This is a genomic window from Lysobacter brunescens, assembly GCF_042677005.1.
Classification (GTDB): Bacteria; Pseudomonadota; Gammaproteobacteria; order Xanthomonadales; family Xanthomonadaceae; genus Lysobacter_I; species Lysobacter_I brunescens.
The window spans coordinates 486,453-501,599 of record NZ_JBHTIF010000001.1 but is presented as its reverse complement, the minus strand read 5'-3'; the positions used below and the strand labels follow the sequence as shown (position 1 = coordinate 501,599).

15 protein-coding genes and 1 tRNA gene are annotated in these 15,147 nt (G+C 68.2%); 1 reads left to right on the top strand and 15 read right to left on the bottom strand.

Going from position 1 to position 15,147, the window contains the following annotated elements; genetic code table 11:
• Positions 1–60 precede the first annotated feature (60 nt).
• The 3 genes from ACFQ0E_RS02210 to ACFQ0E_RS02200 form a co-directional block, all read right to left on the bottom strand.
• Complete coding sequence (locus tag ACFQ0E_RS02210; RefSeq protein ID WP_386822066.1) at positions 61–303, bottom strand: DUF3297 family protein; 243 nt, start codon at positions 301–303, stop codon at positions 61–63.
• A gap of 91 nt (positions 304–394) precedes the next feature.
• Positions 395–859: a peptide-methionine (R)-S-oxide reductase MsrB gene (gene msrB / locus ACFQ0E_RS02205; protein WP_386822065.1), complete on the bottom strand. Its 465-nt coding sequence runs from the start codon at positions 857–859 to the stop codon at positions 395–397.
• Between the two features lie 32 nt (positions 860–891).
• Positions 892–1,224, bottom strand: coding sequence for a DUF4031 domain-containing protein (locus tag ACFQ0E_RS02200; RefSeq protein ID WP_386824001.1), 333 nt, complete (start codon positions 1,222–1,224; stop codon positions 892–894).
• 150 nt (positions 1,225–1,374) lie between these two features.
• Here ACFQ0E_RS02200 and ACFQ0E_RS02195 point away from each other — a divergent pair, with 150 nt between their 5' ends.
• The gene (locus tag ACFQ0E_RS02195) at positions 1,375–3,219 is read left to right on the top strand and encodes an ABCB family ABC transporter ATP-binding protein/permease (protein ID WP_386822064.1); all 1,845 of its coding nucleotides are present in this window, start codon (positions 1,375–1,377) and stop codon (positions 3,217–3,219) included.
• A gap of 171 nt (positions 3,220–3,390) precedes the next feature.
• On the opposite strand, the gene ACFQ0E_RS02190 is transcribed toward ACFQ0E_RS02195, so the two are convergent.
• The 12 genes from ACFQ0E_RS02190 to ACFQ0E_RS02135 form a co-directional block, all read right to left on the bottom strand.
• On the bottom strand, positions 3,391–4,611 hold the full coding sequence (locus tag ACFQ0E_RS02190; protein WP_386822063.1) for an RtcB family protein: 1,221 nt from the start codon (positions 4,609–4,611) through the stop codon (positions 3,391–3,393).
• A gap of 51 nt (positions 4,612–4,662) precedes the next feature.
• On the bottom strand, positions 4,663–5,433 hold the full coding sequence (locus tag ACFQ0E_RS02185) for a hypothetical protein (protein WP_386822062.1): 771 nt from the start codon (positions 5,431–5,433) through the stop codon (positions 4,663–4,665).
• A 54-nt stretch (positions 5,434–5,487) separates the two neighbouring features.
• A complete protein-coding gene (locus tag ACFQ0E_RS02180; protein WP_386822061.1) occupies positions 5,488–6,120 on the bottom strand; it encodes an RNA ligase family protein in 633 nt (210 codons plus the stop codon).
• Positions 6,121–6,178: 58 nt separating this feature from the next.
• Positions 6,179–7,303 carry a slipin family protein gene (locus tag ACFQ0E_RS02175; RefSeq protein ID WP_386822060.1) on the bottom strand — a complete coding sequence of 375 codons (1,125 nt, stop codon included), beginning with the start codon at positions 7,301–7,303 and terminating at the stop codon, positions 6,179–6,181.
• A 343-nt stretch (positions 7,304–7,646) separates the two neighbouring features.
• Positions 7,647–7,719: transfer RNA gene (locus ACFQ0E_RS02170), tRNA-Leu, on the bottom strand.
• Positions 7,720–8,245: 526 nt separating this feature from the next.
• The gene (locus ACFQ0E_RS02165; RefSeq protein ID WP_386822059.1) at positions 8,246–8,398 is read right to left on the bottom strand and encodes a hypothetical protein; all 153 of its coding nucleotides are present in this window, start codon (positions 8,396–8,398) and stop codon (positions 8,246–8,248) included.
• Between the two features lie 186 nt (positions 8,399–8,584).
• Entirely contained in the window at positions 8,585–9,142 is a 558-nt protein-coding gene (locus ACFQ0E_RS02160; RefSeq protein ID WP_386822058.1) for a fasciclin domain-containing protein, read from the bottom strand.
• 206 nt (positions 9,143–9,348) lie between these two features.
• A complete protein-coding gene (locus tag ACFQ0E_RS02155) occupies positions 9,349–10,059 on the bottom strand; it encodes an arylesterase (protein WP_386822057.1) in 711 nt (236 codons plus the stop codon).
• A 58-nt stretch (positions 10,060–10,117) separates the two neighbouring features.
• Entirely contained in the window at positions 10,118–11,485 is a 1,368-nt protein-coding gene (locus ACFQ0E_RS02150; protein ID WP_386822056.1) for a leucyl aminopeptidase family protein, read from the bottom strand.
• Complete coding sequence (locus ACFQ0E_RS02145; RefSeq protein WP_386824000.1) at positions 11,482–12,243, bottom strand: HAD family hydrolase; 762 nt, start codon at positions 12,241–12,243, stop codon at positions 11,482–11,484. The genes ACFQ0E_RS02150 and ACFQ0E_RS02145 overlap by 4 nt, the downstream gene beginning before the upstream one ends.
• Positions 12,244–12,299: 56 nt before the next feature.
• On the bottom strand, positions 12,300–13,427 hold the full coding sequence (locus tag ACFQ0E_RS02140; protein WP_386822055.1) for an AI-2E family transporter: 1,128 nt from the start codon (positions 13,425–13,427) through the stop codon (positions 12,300–12,302).
• A gap of 81 nt (positions 13,428–13,508) precedes the next feature.
• Positions 13,509–14,963 (bottom strand): Do family serine endopeptidase, encoded by a 1,455-nt coding sequence (locus ACFQ0E_RS02135; protein ID WP_386822054.1) that lies wholly within the window; start codon positions 14,961–14,963, stop codon positions 13,509–13,511.
• Positions 14,964–15,147 lie beyond the last annotated feature (184 nt).

The window sequence follows — 15,147 nt, the reverse complement described above, 5'->3', positions numbered from 1 at the left end:
CGACGACGCCGCTGCCCGGAGGCAGCGGCGTCGCAGTGGTCCGCCGGAGGGCGGACGCGGTCAGTCGTCGCTGCGGAAGAACGGCTCGACTGTCCCCTTGACCTTCATGGTCATCGGCTGGCCGCGGCGGTCCAGCGCCTTGCCGGCGATCACCCGCACCCAGCCTTCGCTGACGCAGTATTCCTCGACGTTGGTGCGTTCCACGCCGTTGAAGCGGATGCCGATGCCGCGTTCCAGCAGGTCGGCGTCGTAGTACGGGCTGCGCGGGTCGTTGCACAGGCGGTCGGGCAGGGTGTCGGTCATCGGAGGGCGGCCTGATCGTTGCGGAATGGATTGCGAGGGGCGGCATTATCGCCCCGTCCGGGCCGGCTGTGCACCGGCCACGGTCCCATCCTCAGCCGGGGCCGCCGAGCCGTTCGCCGCGTCCCAACGGGTCGGGCAGGGCCTCCCCGTCGCCGACGAAGCCCAGCGCCACCGAGTTCAGGCAGTAGCGCAGCCCGGTCGGCTTCGGGCCGTCGGGGAAGACGTGGCCCAGGTGCGACTCGCAGCGCGCGCAGACGATCTCGATCCGCACCATGCCGTGGCTGTCGTCGCGCAGATTGCGCACATGCTCGGCCGCATAAGGCGCGAAGAAGCTCGGCCAGCCGGTGCCGGAATCGAACTTGGCCGAGGACCGGAACAGCGGCAGGCCGCAGAAGCGGCAGACGTAGGCGCCATCGCGCTTGTTGTCGAGGAACACGCCGCAGAAGGGCGCTTCGGTGCCGTGCGAAAGCAGCACGCGGCGCTCTTCGGGCGACAGGTTCGCCGCCAGCAAGGCGCGCTGGGCATCGGTGGGCGGGGTCAGATCGAACGTGGGCATCGCGATGTCTCCAAGTGCGCGCAGCGGGAATGTCAGTCGGAGGCGGCATCGGCGCCTGCGGTTGCGTTGACCGCAGGCGCTGATGCCGCATGCCCGCTCCACTGCCGGCGGGCGTTGGCGATGATCGCACGCATCCGCGCCCGGTCCCCGATGCGCGACACCGCGATCGCGCCCAGTTCGAGCGCCCGCATGCGCGTGGCCTCGTCGATGTCGTAATGCGCCACGCTGCGCTTGTCCTGGAACGCGTGACGAGGCATGCCCAGCCGTGCGGCGAAGGCATGCAGTTCGTCCAGATCGTCGGCCATCAGGTGCGCCCAGCGCCGGCCGCGCCACGGGAAGACCGCGTTGTCGACATAGACCGCCATGGCCCAGTGAAGCACGCAGCGCCGGGGCCGGCAATCCGCATGACGCAGGGCGGGACCCGCTGTTCCTCGGCATGGAATGGAACGCTGGAACACCATGGATGGGCCGATTACGGGCTTTGAAAGCGGGTGCGCGGGCCTCATCATCCCTGCATGACTTCCCAGACCACTGCGCCCGAAACGCCGGCGCCCACCGTCGTGCCTTCCGCCGTGCGCGCGACCTCGCGTACCGAATGGCAGGTGCTCCGCGAACTCGCGCCGTACCTGCGCCCCTTCCTGGCCCGCATCCTGTTCGCGCTGGGCCTGGTGGTGATCGGCAAGCTCGCCAACCTCGCGGTGCCGTTGACCCTGAAGGAACTGGTCGATGCGCTCGACCTGCGCGGCCAGCCGACGGCGCTCGTGCTGCCGGTCGGCCTGCTCATCGCCTACGGCGCCTCGCGCATCGCCACTACGCTGTTCGCCGAACTGCGCCAGGTCGTGTTCGCGCGGGTCATGGCCCGGGTCTCGCGCCGGGTCACGCTGCAGGTGTTCCGCCACCTGCACGCGCTGTCGCTGCGCTTTCATCTCGCACGCCGCACCGGCGGCGTCGCGCGCGATGTCGAACGCGGCGGCGAGGCCATCTCCGATCTGCTCGACTGGGTGATCTACACCATCCTGCCGACCCTGTTCGAAGTGGCGCTGGCCACCATCGTGCTGGTCTGGATGTACGACTGGAGCTTCGCGCTGATCGTGATGATCACGCTCGCGGCCTACATCGCCTACACCTTCGTCGTCACCGAATGGCGCACGGCCTACTACCGCGCCTCGGTCGAGGCCGACACCCGCGCCAACGAGCGCGCGGTCGACTCGCTGCTCAACTACGAGACCGTGAAGTACTTCGGCAACGAAGAGCACGAAGCCCGGCGCTACGACCAGACGCTGGTGAAACTGGAAGAAGCGCAGGTCATGTCGCGCAAGACGCTCGGCGTGCTCAACCTCGGCCAGGCCGCGATCGTCGCCCTCGGCGTGAGCGCGATGATGTGGCGCGCCGCTGACGGCGTCGTCGATGGACGGATGAGCATCGGCGACCTCGTCCTGGTCAACACCCTGCTGCTGCAGCTGTCCGCACCGCTGAACCTGCTCGGCATGATGTACCGCGAGATCAAGCAGGCCTTCACCAACCTCGAACGCCTGTTCGGCCTGCTCGACGAACGCATGGACGTGCAGGACCGCAGCGACGCCGTGCCGCTGCGCGCGGAGCGCCCGAGCCTGCGTTTCGAGGACGTACGCTTCGGCTACGATCCGCGCCGCGAGATCCTGCGCGGGATCAGTTTCGAGGTGCCGCGCGGCGGCACCGTCGCCGTGGTCGGCCATTCCGGTTCCGGCAAGTCGACGCTGGCGCGGCTGCTGTATCGCTTCTACGACGTCGACGCCGGTCGCATCGCGGTCGAGGATGCCGACGGTGCGGTGCGCGACCTCCGCGACGTGACCCAGGCGTCGCTGCGACAGGCCATCGCGATCGTTCCGCAGGACACCGTGCTGTTCAACGACACCATCCACTACAACATCCTCTACGGCCGGCCCGACGCCAGCCGCGAGGAGGTCGAGGCAGCCGCCAAGGCGGCGCACATCCACGACCGCATCCTCGCCTTCCCCGACGGCTACGACACCGAAGTCGGCGAACGCGGCCTGAAGCTGTCCGGCGGCGAGAAGCAGCGCGTCGCCATCGCCCGTGCACTGCTGAAGAATCCTGCCATCCTGATCTTCGACGAAGCCACCTCTGCGCTGGATTCGAAATCCGAACAGGCGATCCAGGCCGAGCTGGACCGCATCGCCGAAGGTCGCACCACGATCGTCATCGCCCACCGCCTGTCCACGGTGATGAACGCCGACGAGATCCTGGTCATGGACCAGGGCCGCATCGTCGAACGCGGCCGCCACGGCGAACTGCTCGCACACGGTGGGCACTACGCGCAGATGTGGGCGTTGCAGCAGCAGGACTCGAACGAAGGCGCATGAAAAAAAGCCTTCCCCGCGAACGGGGAAGGCTCGGTGTTGCGAGTCATCGTTGCGATTTAGCGCGGGGATGCCATCCGTGGCGGTGCATGATCGGCTTCGGAACGCCCGGCCCGCGCATCCTTGTGCGGGCGTTCGCGCCCGCACATCCCTGTGGCACGCAAGCGCGGGCACTCACCCTTTGACGCACACGACCTGCCGGAGGGTATGCACCACTTCGACTAGGTCGCGCTGCGCCGCCATCACCGCGTCGATGTCCTTGTAGGCTGCGGGCGATTCGTCCAGCACACCCTGGTCCTTGCGGCATTCGACGTGCGCGGTGGCTTCGCGATGCTGCTTCAGCGTGATGCGCTGCTTCGCGGCGCCACGACTCATCGCGCGTCCTGCGCCGTGGCTGCAGCTGCAGAAGCTGTCCGGGTTGCCCTTGCCTCGCACGATATAGCTCTTCGCGCCCATGCTGCCCGGGATGATGCCCAGCTCACCCGCGCGGGCGCTGACCGCGCCCTTGCGGGTGACCAGCAGCGATTCGCCGAAGTGCTCTTCGCGCTGGACATAGTTGTGGTGGCAGTTGACCGCCATTTTCTCCAACTGGAACCTGGGAAGCTGCCGGCGCATTTCGTGTAACACCCGCGCCATCATCGCCTCCCGGTTGGCCCGGGCGTAATCCTGCGCCCACGACACCGCTTCCACGTAATCGTCGAAAAGCGGTTCCCCCTCCATGAAGAAGGCCAGATCCCTGTCGGGAACATGGAAGCCGAGCGTGCGGGTCATCAGCTTCTCGCGAGCGCGTTCGATGAAGTACGTGCCGATGAGGTTGCCGGTGCCGCGCGACCCGGAATGCAGCATCACCCAGACGGCGTCCGATTCGTCGAGACAGATCTCGATGAAGTGGTTGCCGCCGCCGAGGGTGCCGAGCTGCCGGTCGACCTTGTCGATCCGGATCTGGCGGTGCTTGCGTTTGATCGCTTCCAGCCGCGCGAAGAGTCCGGATTGGGAGAGTTGCGTTTCGATGCTGTCGGGGAGCCGTCGGTGTTCGCCGCCGGCGCCGTTGCCCACCGGCACGCTGCGTTCGATCGATGAACGCAGGTAGGCCAGGGACTCGGGCAGGTCCTTCGCCTGCAGCGTGGTGCGCACTGCGGCCATGCCGCAGCCGATGTCCACGCCGACAGCGGCCGGGATGATGGCGCCGCGGGTCGGGATGACCGAACCCACGGTGGCGCCCTTGCCCAGGTGCACGTCCGGCATCACCGCCACCCACGGACCCACGAAAGGGATCATCGCGATGTTCTGCAGTTGCCGGTGCGCCTCGGGCTCGAGCGGCACGCCGTCGACCCAGCCCTTGATCGGGGTGGGCGTGCTTTCGGCGTGCAGGAGTTGGAAGGATGAGGTGCTCATTGGGGTGTCTCCGTGCTGCGTCGGTCGCGCGCAGCACCACGAATCATGTGTTCAACATACCGCGTTGACCAGGCGGCGGGCACGCAGTTCGCGCACCGAAACTTGTTGTTTGTCGGCAGCGTACACGCCGGTGCGTCCGAAGAGCGTGAGATTGCTGGGAATACCCCCTGCATCCACGATGTCCGGGCAACTGCAGGCCGGGAGGCCGCGCAGTTTGTCGAAGATGCCGTGATAACGGCTTCGGGCAACCTTCGCCAGAGTGATTCGATACCAGATGCCATCGATCATGTGCAGCTGCGTCGAGTCATCGATCACGATTCCGGTGCCATGGCTCTTCTTCAGGCGAATCAGGTGCTCGATCTTCTGCTGCAGTCTGATCGCACGCTTTTTCCGTGCGCCCTGTCTGTTCAGGCAAAGCAGACCCGTTCGCGGATCCACATAAAACCTGAGCCAGGTCAGATTGCCGACTGGTTCATAACCCAGTCGACCATTCCAGACGAGGATCGTGTCGCCATCGGCAACGGCACGGGTCTCGACGAAATCCTCCAGATGCTGATGGATATGCCGCTGCACGGTATTGCGACGATCGATGCCTGCGCTGATCTCCGAGTACACCTTGTCCCACGGGCGTCCCACCTGCGAGGCGAGATAGCGTTCCAGCGGGCGCAGGTTCTCGTTCAAGCATTTGCGACTGCGATGTCGGCGTTTCAGGCCTTCCTGCTTCGGCGAATCGTCCAAGTCGGCCGGTATCGGCGCTTCGCTTCGATATCCGCCGCCACGGCGCGGACGCTCGACGATCACCTTGTACATGTCCTTGCGCATGATGCGTACTCTCGAAAAACGCGTGGCCGTCCTCGCGGCCACGCGGGTGGGTTGTCAGGTTGCGAAGTCGCGGCACTTGATCTTGGCGATCAGGCGCTTGCCGCTGCGGGTGCACAGCTCGATCTTCGGCCGCGCGACGATGCCTTCGGCTTCGAAATCGCCCCAGGCGGAGCGGATGCCTGCCTTGGCCCGGGCGACCGCATCGTGCAGCGTGCCCTCGCCGATCACCGGCACGACATCCAGGCCGAGCTTCGCAGCCACGTCCTCGACATCGTCCCGCTGCAGCCACCACCGGTCGACGCGCACGTCGAACAGCACGAAGTCCGCATCCGGGCGATACAGCCCGCCGCCCTTCTGGATCCGCGCGCCGTAGCCTTCGCCGTAGAGCACGACGGGTCCGCTGCCGAACAGTTCGGCGAACGCGACCGCCATCGGCAGGAAGCGACGCTCGAGTCGCGTCAGCAGGAACGAGGGAATCTCCGCCGCATCCGTGCGTCCGCCGAAGCTGACCACGCCGTTCTCGAAGATCACGCGGATGTTGGTGCCGTCCACCTTCTCGGTGAACGTCCAGGTGTTGTCCGCGAGGAACTCGAACTCGGGTCGCGTCCACTGGCCTTCGATCAGCGGCTTGTGCGGTCTCGACATGTCGCGTTTGAACAGGCTCTGGATCTTGTGGTATTCGGTCATGGCACACACTCGAAATACTTGATGGGACATGCGGCCGGATCCTTCCGGCCGCACGCGGTTACTGCTTGAGGGTCACCAGCTGCTTCAGCACGCCATCCAGGCCGCCGAACACGGTGAGCTTGTCGATCTTCTCGGTCACCTTCTCCAGCGCCTCCAGCTCCTTGAGGCGCATCAGGGTCGGGTTGTCCTCGATCAGCTTCGCGGTGTTGAGCAGCGAACGCGTCGCGTTCGACTCTTCGCGACGGCGGATCACGTTGGCCTGGGCCGCCTTCTCCGCCTGCACGACGCTGTTGAGGATCTCGCGCATCTCGCCCGGCAGGATCACGTCCTTGACGCCGACGCTCAGCACCTCGACACCGAAGGCATCGACCTTGCCGCGCACGTGCTCGAAGATGTCGCCATCGAGCGAGGCCTTGTCGCCGAGCAGTTCGTCAAGCGTTTTGGCCGAGACCGCTTTGCGCAGGCCGTACTGCAGCTCGCGGTAGACCTGGTCGGCGAACTTTGCCACCCGGGTCCGGGACGCCACGGCGTCGACGACGCGGATGCTGGCTGCGAGGTTCACGCGCAGCGAGACCTTGTCGCGCGTCAACAGCTCCTGGCCGGCCACGTCGACCGCCTGCACGCGCAGGTCGACGGTTTCGATCACCACGTTCTTCTGGAGGTTCCAGAAGGCGTAGCTGCCCGGGGGCAACATGCGCTCGAAGCGGCCCTCGATGAACAGCAGGCCGACGAACTCGGTCGGCACATCGGCGACGGCGGCCACGCGGGCGAGCGCGCCGAGCTGACGCAGACGTCGTGCGACATCCGGTCGCACGTCCAGGCCGTCCTGCAGCGTGATGCGTTCGATCTCGACGCGCACCGGCGCACGCCAGTACAGCTTGCGCGTGCCGGGCAGGAGCACGTCCTCGATCCTGCCGTTCTTCGACACCAGTCCGACCTCGTCGGTGCCGATGTCGCCGAGCACGAAGTGCGCGCCGAGCGTGTTGCCGAGCGAGGCGACCAGGGTATCCACGTCGGTGCCGGTGTATTCCGGCTTCGCGACGTTGTGCACCTTGATCTCCATGCGGCCCAGCGGGTCGGAGAAACGGTAGACACCGGGGACTAGCACCTGCTCGAACCTGCGGTTACGGAACACCAGGCCGCGTTCGCCGTCGCCGATCACGACCCTCTTCTTCCAGAACATCGGAATTCTCCAGTTGATTTGTTTGTATGTGGATGTGGCTCTGGTGGTGCGATCCGTGTGATGGGCGAGGGATCGTGTCTCGCGTGGAAGGGAGGGGATCGCCCCGGCGGCGATGTCGCGGAGCCGGCGTGCGCCGATCGTGGAGGCTTGCGTCGTCGGCATTGCGGACGAGGAGCCGCGCAATGCGTATCGACGGAACCCGCACGACCGGAGGACGCGAGCCCGGCGGCGTCGCCGTTGCGGTGCGTCGATCGCATGCATTGTTCCGCCTGCGATGGACGCGCCGCGCGGGGCGGTGTCCCTGGGCTTTCGCCCGGTGGGGTGTTTCTTTCGAATCACCAGTTGGGTTTCGGAGCGGGAATCGAACCCGCAAGGCTGAAATCTGAATTCAGTGCTCGACCATTGAGCTTCCAAAGAAGTGACGAACCGGAATCGAACCGGTGGTGGCGTGAGCCGGCGATGTTCAGTCGCTGCCCGACCATCGGGCACTCGTCCTCTCGAAACACCGTCTTGCGTCTCCGGCATACGCCACGGCAGGGCCGCGCGCACCGGGTGGAATGACAATCCACGCCGCTGGAAACGTTCGAGCGATGCTTCGCATTGCCGACGCTCGCGCATCGGCAATTCGTTCGATCGACGTGTGTGCATCGATCATGTCGGGGTTCCGCTTCGAACGCCGCCCGCGTCGAAGCACCACAACGCACGCGAATGCGTCTGGCAGCGTGCCCTTGGCCTCAGCGTGGGGATTGGCGCCGGGTGCTTCAGGGCGAAGCGGAATGTGAAGGGAAACCACGCAGGAATGCCTGCATGGGCGCGAACGCGCGCGGTGTGGACAGCGGGTCGATCAGCGGTTCGGCCGCTGGAAACGAAACGCCCCCGGAGGGCATCCGAGGGCGTTCGCGTTCCTCGGAGATCGGGGCAACCGATCTCCCGGAAGGGTGATCAGTCCGCTGTGAAGCCGATGTCGAATCGTGCCGCGCCATACCCGGCAAGGCACAGACCGTGTTCGCGGCGATCGCGCGACATCGGCTTGTTTTGCTGGTGGTTGGCAGGCTTCATTCGGCGGGCTGTCGTCGTGATGTGGAAGGGAGTCATCGCATTCGTGCTGCGATGGGCGCGCACATTACACCCGTCTTTTTTCGAATGCAAACACTTTTTTTACATCCGGCGACGAATGGCGTGCATGCATGCGACGAATGCGCGGACGCAAAAAAAGACGAAGCGGCCGAAGCCGCTTCGTCGATTCGCTGCAGGATCCGGATGCGATGTGATGCGATGCGATCAGGGCAGCAGCACGCGATCGATCACGTGGATCACACCGTTCTTCTGCTTCACGTCGGCGATGCTGACCTTGGCGGTGTTGCCCTTCGCATCGGTGATGGTCACGCCGCCGCCGGCGGTGCGCGCGGTCAGCGCTTCACCCTGCACGGTGGTCAGCGTCGCGCTGCCGTTGCCGGCCTTGATCTTCGCGAGCAGCGACTTCGCATCGACGTTGCCCGGCACGACGTGGTAGGTGAGCACGCCGGTCAGCGTGGCCTTGTTCTCGGGCTTGAGCAGCGTGTCGACCGTGCCGGCGGGCAGTGCGGCGAACGCGGCGTTGGTCGGTGCGAACACGGTGAACGGCCCGGGGCCCTTCAGCGTGTCGACGAGGCCGGCGGCCTTGACCGCAGCGACGAGCGTGGTGTGATCCTTCGAGTTGACGGCGTTGTCGACGATGTCCTTGCTGGCGTACATCGGCGCGCCGCCGACCATCGGGTTGGCGGATTTGCCGGCCTGCACGGTGAGGGTGGCGGCGGCGAGGGTGGCGAACAGCGTGGCGGACAGCAGTTTCGTGTTCATCGGGCGAACTCCGTTGGTTGGGGGTGTCCGGCGCGGGGGAAGTCCGCATGGCCGGTACGGAGTCGTCTACGCGCACCCGTCGGGGGCGGATGCACGGGGATGCAGAAAAATGCTGAAAATCAGCGATTCCGTGAAAAATCGGCGCGTACGCGCGAAGGCGATGTCCGGATGCAGCCGGTGACGTTCGGATACGCCGTGGTGCGGAATCAGTTCAGCAAGGGCGCCAGTGCGGTCCAGACGTGGTCGCGCAGCTTCGGCTGTGCGGCGGCGGTCGGGTGCAGGCGATCGGCCTGGTACGCGCGGTCGTCGAGCGCGATCGGCTGCAGCAGGAAGGGCAGGAACGCGGTCTTGTGTTCGCGCGCGAGATTCGCGAATGCCTGCTCGAAGCTGCGCGTGTAGTCGGGGCCGTAGTTCGGTGGCATGCGCATGCCGATCAGCAGCACGCGCGCGTTCGCGGCTTTCGCGGCGGTGATCATCTTCGCGAGGTTCGCGCGCGTCTGCGCGACGGGCAGGCCGCGCAGGCCGTCGTTGGCGCCGAGTTCGATCACCACGACCGCAGGCTTGTGCCGATTCAATTCCGCAACGATCCGCGCTGCGCCGCCGGCGGTAGTTTCGCCGCTGATGCTCGCATTGACCACGCGCCAGCCGGGCCTGTCCTTCGCGATCTTCTGCGCGGTCAGCGCGACCCAGCCCTGCGAGGCCGACAGGCCGTACGCGGCCGACAGCGAATCGCCCATCACCAGCACGGTGCGCTGCGCCTTCGGCGTCGGTGCCGGCGCGGTCGCTGCAGGCTTGCGTGCGGGTTGCGCCTGCGCCTGCGCTGCGGAGCAGGCGAGTGCGAACAGCGAGAGCGTCAGGGCGAACGCGGACAGGCGCGCGCGCAGGGCGTTTCGGGTCGAGGGCCGGGCAGCGATCATGGCGAGGCGATGTCCTGTGGGGTGGCTCGGACCGAGAGTGTGGCCTTCGCGCGCTGAATCAACCGAATCGCGCCTTCAGCATCGCCCAGCACGCGCGCAGCGCCTGCGCCTCGCCGCCGGCGGGGCGGCCGGGGCGGTCGCTGTCGTTCCAGCTGTAGACGTCGAGATGCGCCCACGGCAGGTCGTTCGGCACGAAGCGGTCGAGGTACAGCGCGGCGGTGATGCAGCCGGCCATCGGCGTGCTGCTGCCGTTGGCGATGTCGGCGATGCCGCTGCTGAGGTAGCGCAGGTACGGGCGGTGCAGCGGCATGCGCCACAGCGGGTCGTGCGTGCGCAGGCCGGCGTCGAGCCAGTCGTTGGCGACGCGGTCCTCGTTGGCGAACAGCACGGGCAGGTCGGGGCCGAGGGCGATGCGCGCGGCGCCGGTGAGCGTGGCGAAGTCGAGGATCAGCTGCGGCGTCTGCTCGGCGGCATAGGCCAGCGCATCGCACAGCACGATGCGGCCCTCGGCGTCGGTATTGTCGATCTCGACGCTGATGCCCTTGCGCGTGGCGATGACTTCGCCGGGGCGATAGGCGTTCGGGCCCAGCGCGTTCTCCACCGCCGGCACGAGCAGGGTGATCCGCACCGGCAGCCGGCGCGCCATGATCAGTTCGGCGAGTGCGATCGCGTGCGCGGCGCCGCCCATATCCTTCTTCATGTTGCGCATGCCGGCGGCGGCCTTCACGTCCAGGCCGCCGGTGTCGAAACACACGCCCTTGCCGACGATGGCGATGTGCGGGTGCGACGGGTCGCCCCAGTGCAGGACGATCAGGCGCGGATCGCGGTGCGATGCGCGGCCGACGGCGTGGATCGCGGGGAAGTTGTGCAGCAGCAGGTCGTCGCCGACCAGCACGTCGATGTCGGCGCCGTGCGCCTGCGCGATCTCGCGCGTCACGGCTTCCAGATCGGCCGGACCCATGTCCTCGGTCGGCGTGTTCACCAGGTCGCGCACGCGGGCGCAGGCGGCGAGCTGCGCGGCGACTTCGGCGTCGATCGCGCCGATCAGCCGGGCCGGCGCGCGCGTCGCGGCGCGATAGCGGGTGAACCGGTAACTGCCCAGGCCCCAGCCCAGTTGCAGCGCGGCCTGCGCATCGGCGTCCAGTGCGTCGGCCATGCGCCATTCGCCGGCCGGCAGTGCGTACGGTGCATGCGCCCAGGCGAACGGGTCGCGCAGGTCGGCCACGCCCAGTACCGCGCCGGCCAGGCCCTCGCTGCCGGGCAGCAGGGCATGCGTGCCGGCGGCGGCGGTGAAGCCCTGCGCCTGCAACCAAGCCTGCACGGCGGGCGTCTGCTGGTCGCGCCATGCGGCGAAGGTCGCGGCGGTGGCAGCGTGCAGCGGCAGGGCGTGGTCGGCGGTCTCGGCGAGTCCGGGCAGCGAAGTCATGGGTGGTGTTCCTGGGGATGCGTGGCGTGGCGCACGCCGTCTGCGGGCATGCGCTCGATGAGGTCGGCCAGTGCGGCGAGATCGGGGACGATGAGGTCCGGCGCGATGTCGTCGTGCGGCCAGGCGGGATGACGTTCGCGGGCGTCGTCGCGATGCACCCAGGCGGTGCGCAGGCCGGCGCGGGCGGCGCCGAGCACGTCCATCTCGATGTGGTCGCCGACGTGCAGCACTTCGTCCGGCGCGCAGCCGAGGCGGTCGCAGGCGGCGAGGAAGATGCTGGCCTCGGGTTTCGCCGCGCCGTGTTCGCGCGCGCCGAGCTGGAAGGCGAAGTGGTGGTCCAGGCCGATCGCGACGAGGTCGGCGTTGCCGTTGCTCAGCGCGGCGACCGGCAGCGATGCGCTGAGCCGGGCCAGCGCGTCGATCGCGTCGGGATAGCACTCGACGCGGTTGCGTTCGGCGAAGAACACGGCGTACGCGGTCTCGGCGAGCACGTGCGGGTCGGCCTCGCCGCTGGCCTCGAAGGCGGTGCGCAGCGTCAGCCGGCGCAGTTCGCTCATATCGTGGGCCAGGTCTGTGCGCTCGGCGAAGATCCGATCGCGCAGTTCGCGCATCACCGGGATCGGGAAGCGTTCGGCGGTGCGCGGACTGTGCGCGCGCAGCCAGTCTTCGAGGACGCGTTCGATCCGTGCGCCGATCGGCGCGAACGGCCAGAGGGTGTCGTCCAGGTCGAGGGTGATGGCGCGGATGCGGAAGTTCACCGCGCCAGTGTAGCGCGGGGCGCGGGGCGACACCGGTGCGCGGACGGGCAGGGCGCTCATTCCATCAACCGCGCCCAGGCCTCCATGCCGTGCAGGCGCTCCAGCGCCAGCTTCACGCAGGCCAGCAGCGGCACCGCCAGCAGCAGGCCGACCACGCCCCACAGCCAGCCGAAGGTCATCAGGCCGAGGATCAGCACCAGCGGAGAGATGGCCATGCGCCGGCCCAGCACGATGGGCGTGAGCAGCTGACCCTCCAGCGTGTGCAGGAGCAGGTAGCCGCCGGCCGGCAGCAGCGCTTCCAGCGGCGAGTCGAAATGCACGAAGCCCATCAGCAGGGTCATCGTCACGCCGATCAGCGGGCCGACGTAGGGCATGTAGTTGAGCAGGGCTGCCAACGTGCCCCACATCAGCGCCTCGGGCAGCGTCAGGCCCAGCGCGGCCAGCATCCCGGCGAACGCTAGGCCCAGGCCGAAATTGATCACGGTGATGGTCAGCACGTAGCGCGAGACCTCGCGCTCGATCGACTGCAGCAGATCGCGGGTGAAGCGCTGCTGCTGCCGCCCGGGCAGCAGGGCCAGCACCTTTCGCTGCAGGTCGTCGCCGTAGACCATGAAGAAGAAGGTCAGCAGCACCACGGCCAGCACCGTGGCGGCCATGCGCGGCGTGGCGACCAGCGCGCGGTACGGGTCCTCCTCGGTGCGCACCACGCGGACCGGCGCGGCGTCGCCGCCACCGGCGACACGGGCGATGTTCTCGGCGCCCTTGCGCGCCTCCTGCACGGGCTTGATCACCTCGCGCAGCTTCGGCGCGACTTGGCGCATCTCGCGCGGCAGCTGGCGCATCAGGTCGCCGGCCGGCGCGGCCAGCAGGCTGCCCATCAGCACCGCCGAGGCGATGCCCGCCGACAGCACCGCCAGCGCGCCGAGGAAGCGCGGCACGCGCAGCTTCTGCAGCACGCGCAGGATCGGATTGCCGATCAGGGCGAAGAACATCGCCAGCAGGATCGGCAGCAGCAGGCTCTGCATCGCCCACAGCGCGAAGCCGACGGCCAGCGTCGCCAGCACCACCGCCGCCGTGGACGAGCGCGGTCGCGGCGGCGGAGCGACGGCAGGGCTTTCCCCTGGCAGGGAGGCGACCGAAGGAAGGTCGTGGTCGACTGGCGTCGGCTCGGGCGTGCTGCTCATGCGGGGGCGCTGGGGCCGAGGGGCGTGGACCGACAGCTTACGCCGACCTGCCCGCAGCCTGCCGGTCGATCAGCGCAACGATCAGCGCATCGGCAGGTCGCCCTGGCGTCCATTGCGCCAGACGCGCAGCCACAGTTCCTGCGGGCGGTCGCCGAAGCTGGCGCGGAAGCCGCCCAGGTCGCCGAACTCGCCCATCGTGCCGGCCAGCACCACGTCGCCCTTGCGCAGGCCGTTGCGGGCCGCGCGGCTGTTGCGCTCCACCTCTTCCACCAGCACGCCGGACACGCCCTGGCGGCGCAGCGATTCGGGCAGCTCGGCGAACTTCGCGCCGGCCAGGCGCGGGTCGAGGTCGCCGCCCGAGGTCTCGCGCGGCTGTTCGCGCAGCGTCGCCGACAGCTGCAGCGGCTTGCCGTCGCGGCGCACGTCCAGCGTCACCTTCGAATTCACCGGCTGCAGGCCCTGGAAGTTGCGCAGCGCGGCGCTGTTGTCCACGCGCTGGCCGTTGGCGGCCACCACCACGTCGCCGACGCGCAGGCCGGCGGCCGCAGCGGCCGAGCCTGGGTAGACCCGGGTGATCGCCGCGCCGTAGGACTGGTCGAGGCCCAGGCCCTGGGCGATCTGCGGGGTCACGTCCTGCGTCTCGATGCCCAGCGCGCCGCGGCGCACGGTGCCGCCGTCGTTGAGCTGGCGCATGATGCTGGCGGCCAGGTTCGCCGGGATCGCGAAGCCCAGGCCGATGTTGCCCGCCGCGCTGCCGCGCGGGTTGAAGCTGGCGGTGTTGATGCCGACCAGCTCGCCGCGCAGGTTGACCAGTGCGCCGCCGGAATTGCCCGGGTTGATCGACGCGTCGGTCTGGATGAAGTTCTGGAAGCCCAGGCCCGGCAGGTTGCTGCGGCCCACGGCCGAGACAATGCCCGAAGTGACGGTCTGGCCCACGCCGAACGGATTGCCCACCGCGACCACGAAATCGCCGACCTGCAGCTGGTCGGAATTGGCCAGCGCCAGCGCGGTCAGCTTGTCGGCCTTGATCCGCATCAGCGCCACGTCGGTGTCGGGATCGGAGCCGATGAACTCGGCGCGCAGCTCGCGGCCGTCGGACAGGGTCACCGACACGTCGTCGGCGCCTTCGATCACGTGGTGATTGGTCAGCACCAGGCCGCGCGCGGCGTCGACGATCACCCCCGAACCCAGCGACTCGTTGATCCGCTCCTGGGTCATGTCCGGGAACATCCGCCGGAAGAACGGATCGTTCCCGAACGGGCTCACCCGCACGCGCTGCTTGCTGTGCACGCTGACCACCGCCGGGGTGACCTTGCGCAGCATCGGCGCCAGCGAGGGCAGCGGCTGTCCCTCCACCGCCACCGGCAAGGCGGCGACCGTTGTCGCCGGGGGCGGCACCGTGGCGGCCAGGGCCGGGGTCTGGAAGGTCTCGCGGACCCAGGTCGCGGCGAAGCCGCCGAAGGCCGCGGCGGCGGTCAGGGCGAGCAGGAGGGAGGTCTTGGCGCGGCGTCTGGCGGGGCGGCGGTCGGTGGTCATCGTCGTTGGTCGCGTAACGGTCGCAGGGAAGAGGGATGGGATCGGGATGCCGTCCGTCGAAACCCGACACGGCAGGAGCCCCAACATCGCGGCGGATGGGGCGCGAATCAAGAGCGGAATGACCGTTCGTCGGCGTCGAAGGTTCCGCTGGCCCGGCGCAGGTTGGGATGCCGTTCACATCTTG

Coding starts and splice junctions, on each gene's coding strand:
- ACFQ0E_RS02140 (WP_386822055.1), bottom strand. CDS start 13,427: ATGAGCAGCACGCCCGAGCCGACGCCAGTCGACCACGACCTTCCTTCG.
- ACFQ0E_RS02165 (WP_386822059.1), bottom strand. CDS start 8,398: ATGACTCCCTTCCACATCACGACGACAGCCCGCCGAATGAAGCCTGCC.
- msrB (WP_386822065.1), bottom strand. CDS start 859: ATGCCCACGTTCGATCTGACCCCGCCCACCGATGCCCAGCGCGCCTTG.
- ACFQ0E_RS02135 (WP_386822054.1), bottom strand. CDS start 14,963: ATGACCACCGACCGCCGCCCCGCCAGACGCCGCGCCAAGACCTCCCTC.
- ACFQ0E_RS02160 (WP_386822058.1), bottom strand. CDS start 9,142: ATGAACACGAAACTGCTGTCCGCCACGCTGTTCGCCACCCTCGCCGCC.
- ACFQ0E_RS02190 (WP_386822063.1), bottom strand. CDS start 4,611: ATGAGCACCTCATCCTTCCAACTCCTGCACGCCGAAAGCACGCCCACC.
- ACFQ0E_RS02155 (WP_386822057.1), bottom strand. CDS start 10,059: ATGATCGCTGCCCGGCCCTCGACCCGAAACGCCCTGCGCGCGCGCCTG.
- ACFQ0E_RS02185 (WP_386822062.1), bottom strand. CDS start 5,433: ATGCGCAAGGACATGTACAAGGTGATCGTCGAGCGTCCGCGCCGTGGC.
- ACFQ0E_RS02180 (WP_386822061.1), bottom strand. CDS start 6,120: ATGACCGAATACCACAAGATCCAGAGCCTGTTCAAACGCGACATGTCG.
- ACFQ0E_RS02195 (WP_386822064.1), top strand. CDS start 1,375: ATGACTTCCCAGACCACTGCGCCCGAAACGCCGGCGCCCACCGTCGTG.
- ACFQ0E_RS02210 (WP_386822066.1), bottom strand. CDS start 303: ATGACCGACACCCTGCCCGACCGCCTGTGCAACGACCCGCGCAGCCCG.
- ACFQ0E_RS02200 (WP_386824001.1), bottom strand. CDS start 1,224: ATGGCGGTCTATGTCGACAACGCGGTCTTCCCGTGGCGCGGCCGGCGC.
- ACFQ0E_RS02150 (WP_386822056.1), bottom strand. CDS start 11,485: ATGACTTCGCTGCCCGGACTCGCCGAGACCGCCGACCACGCCCTGCCG.
- ACFQ0E_RS02175 (WP_386822060.1), bottom strand. CDS start 7,303: ATGTTCTGGAAGAAGAGGGTCGTGATCGGCGACGGCGAACGCGGCCTG.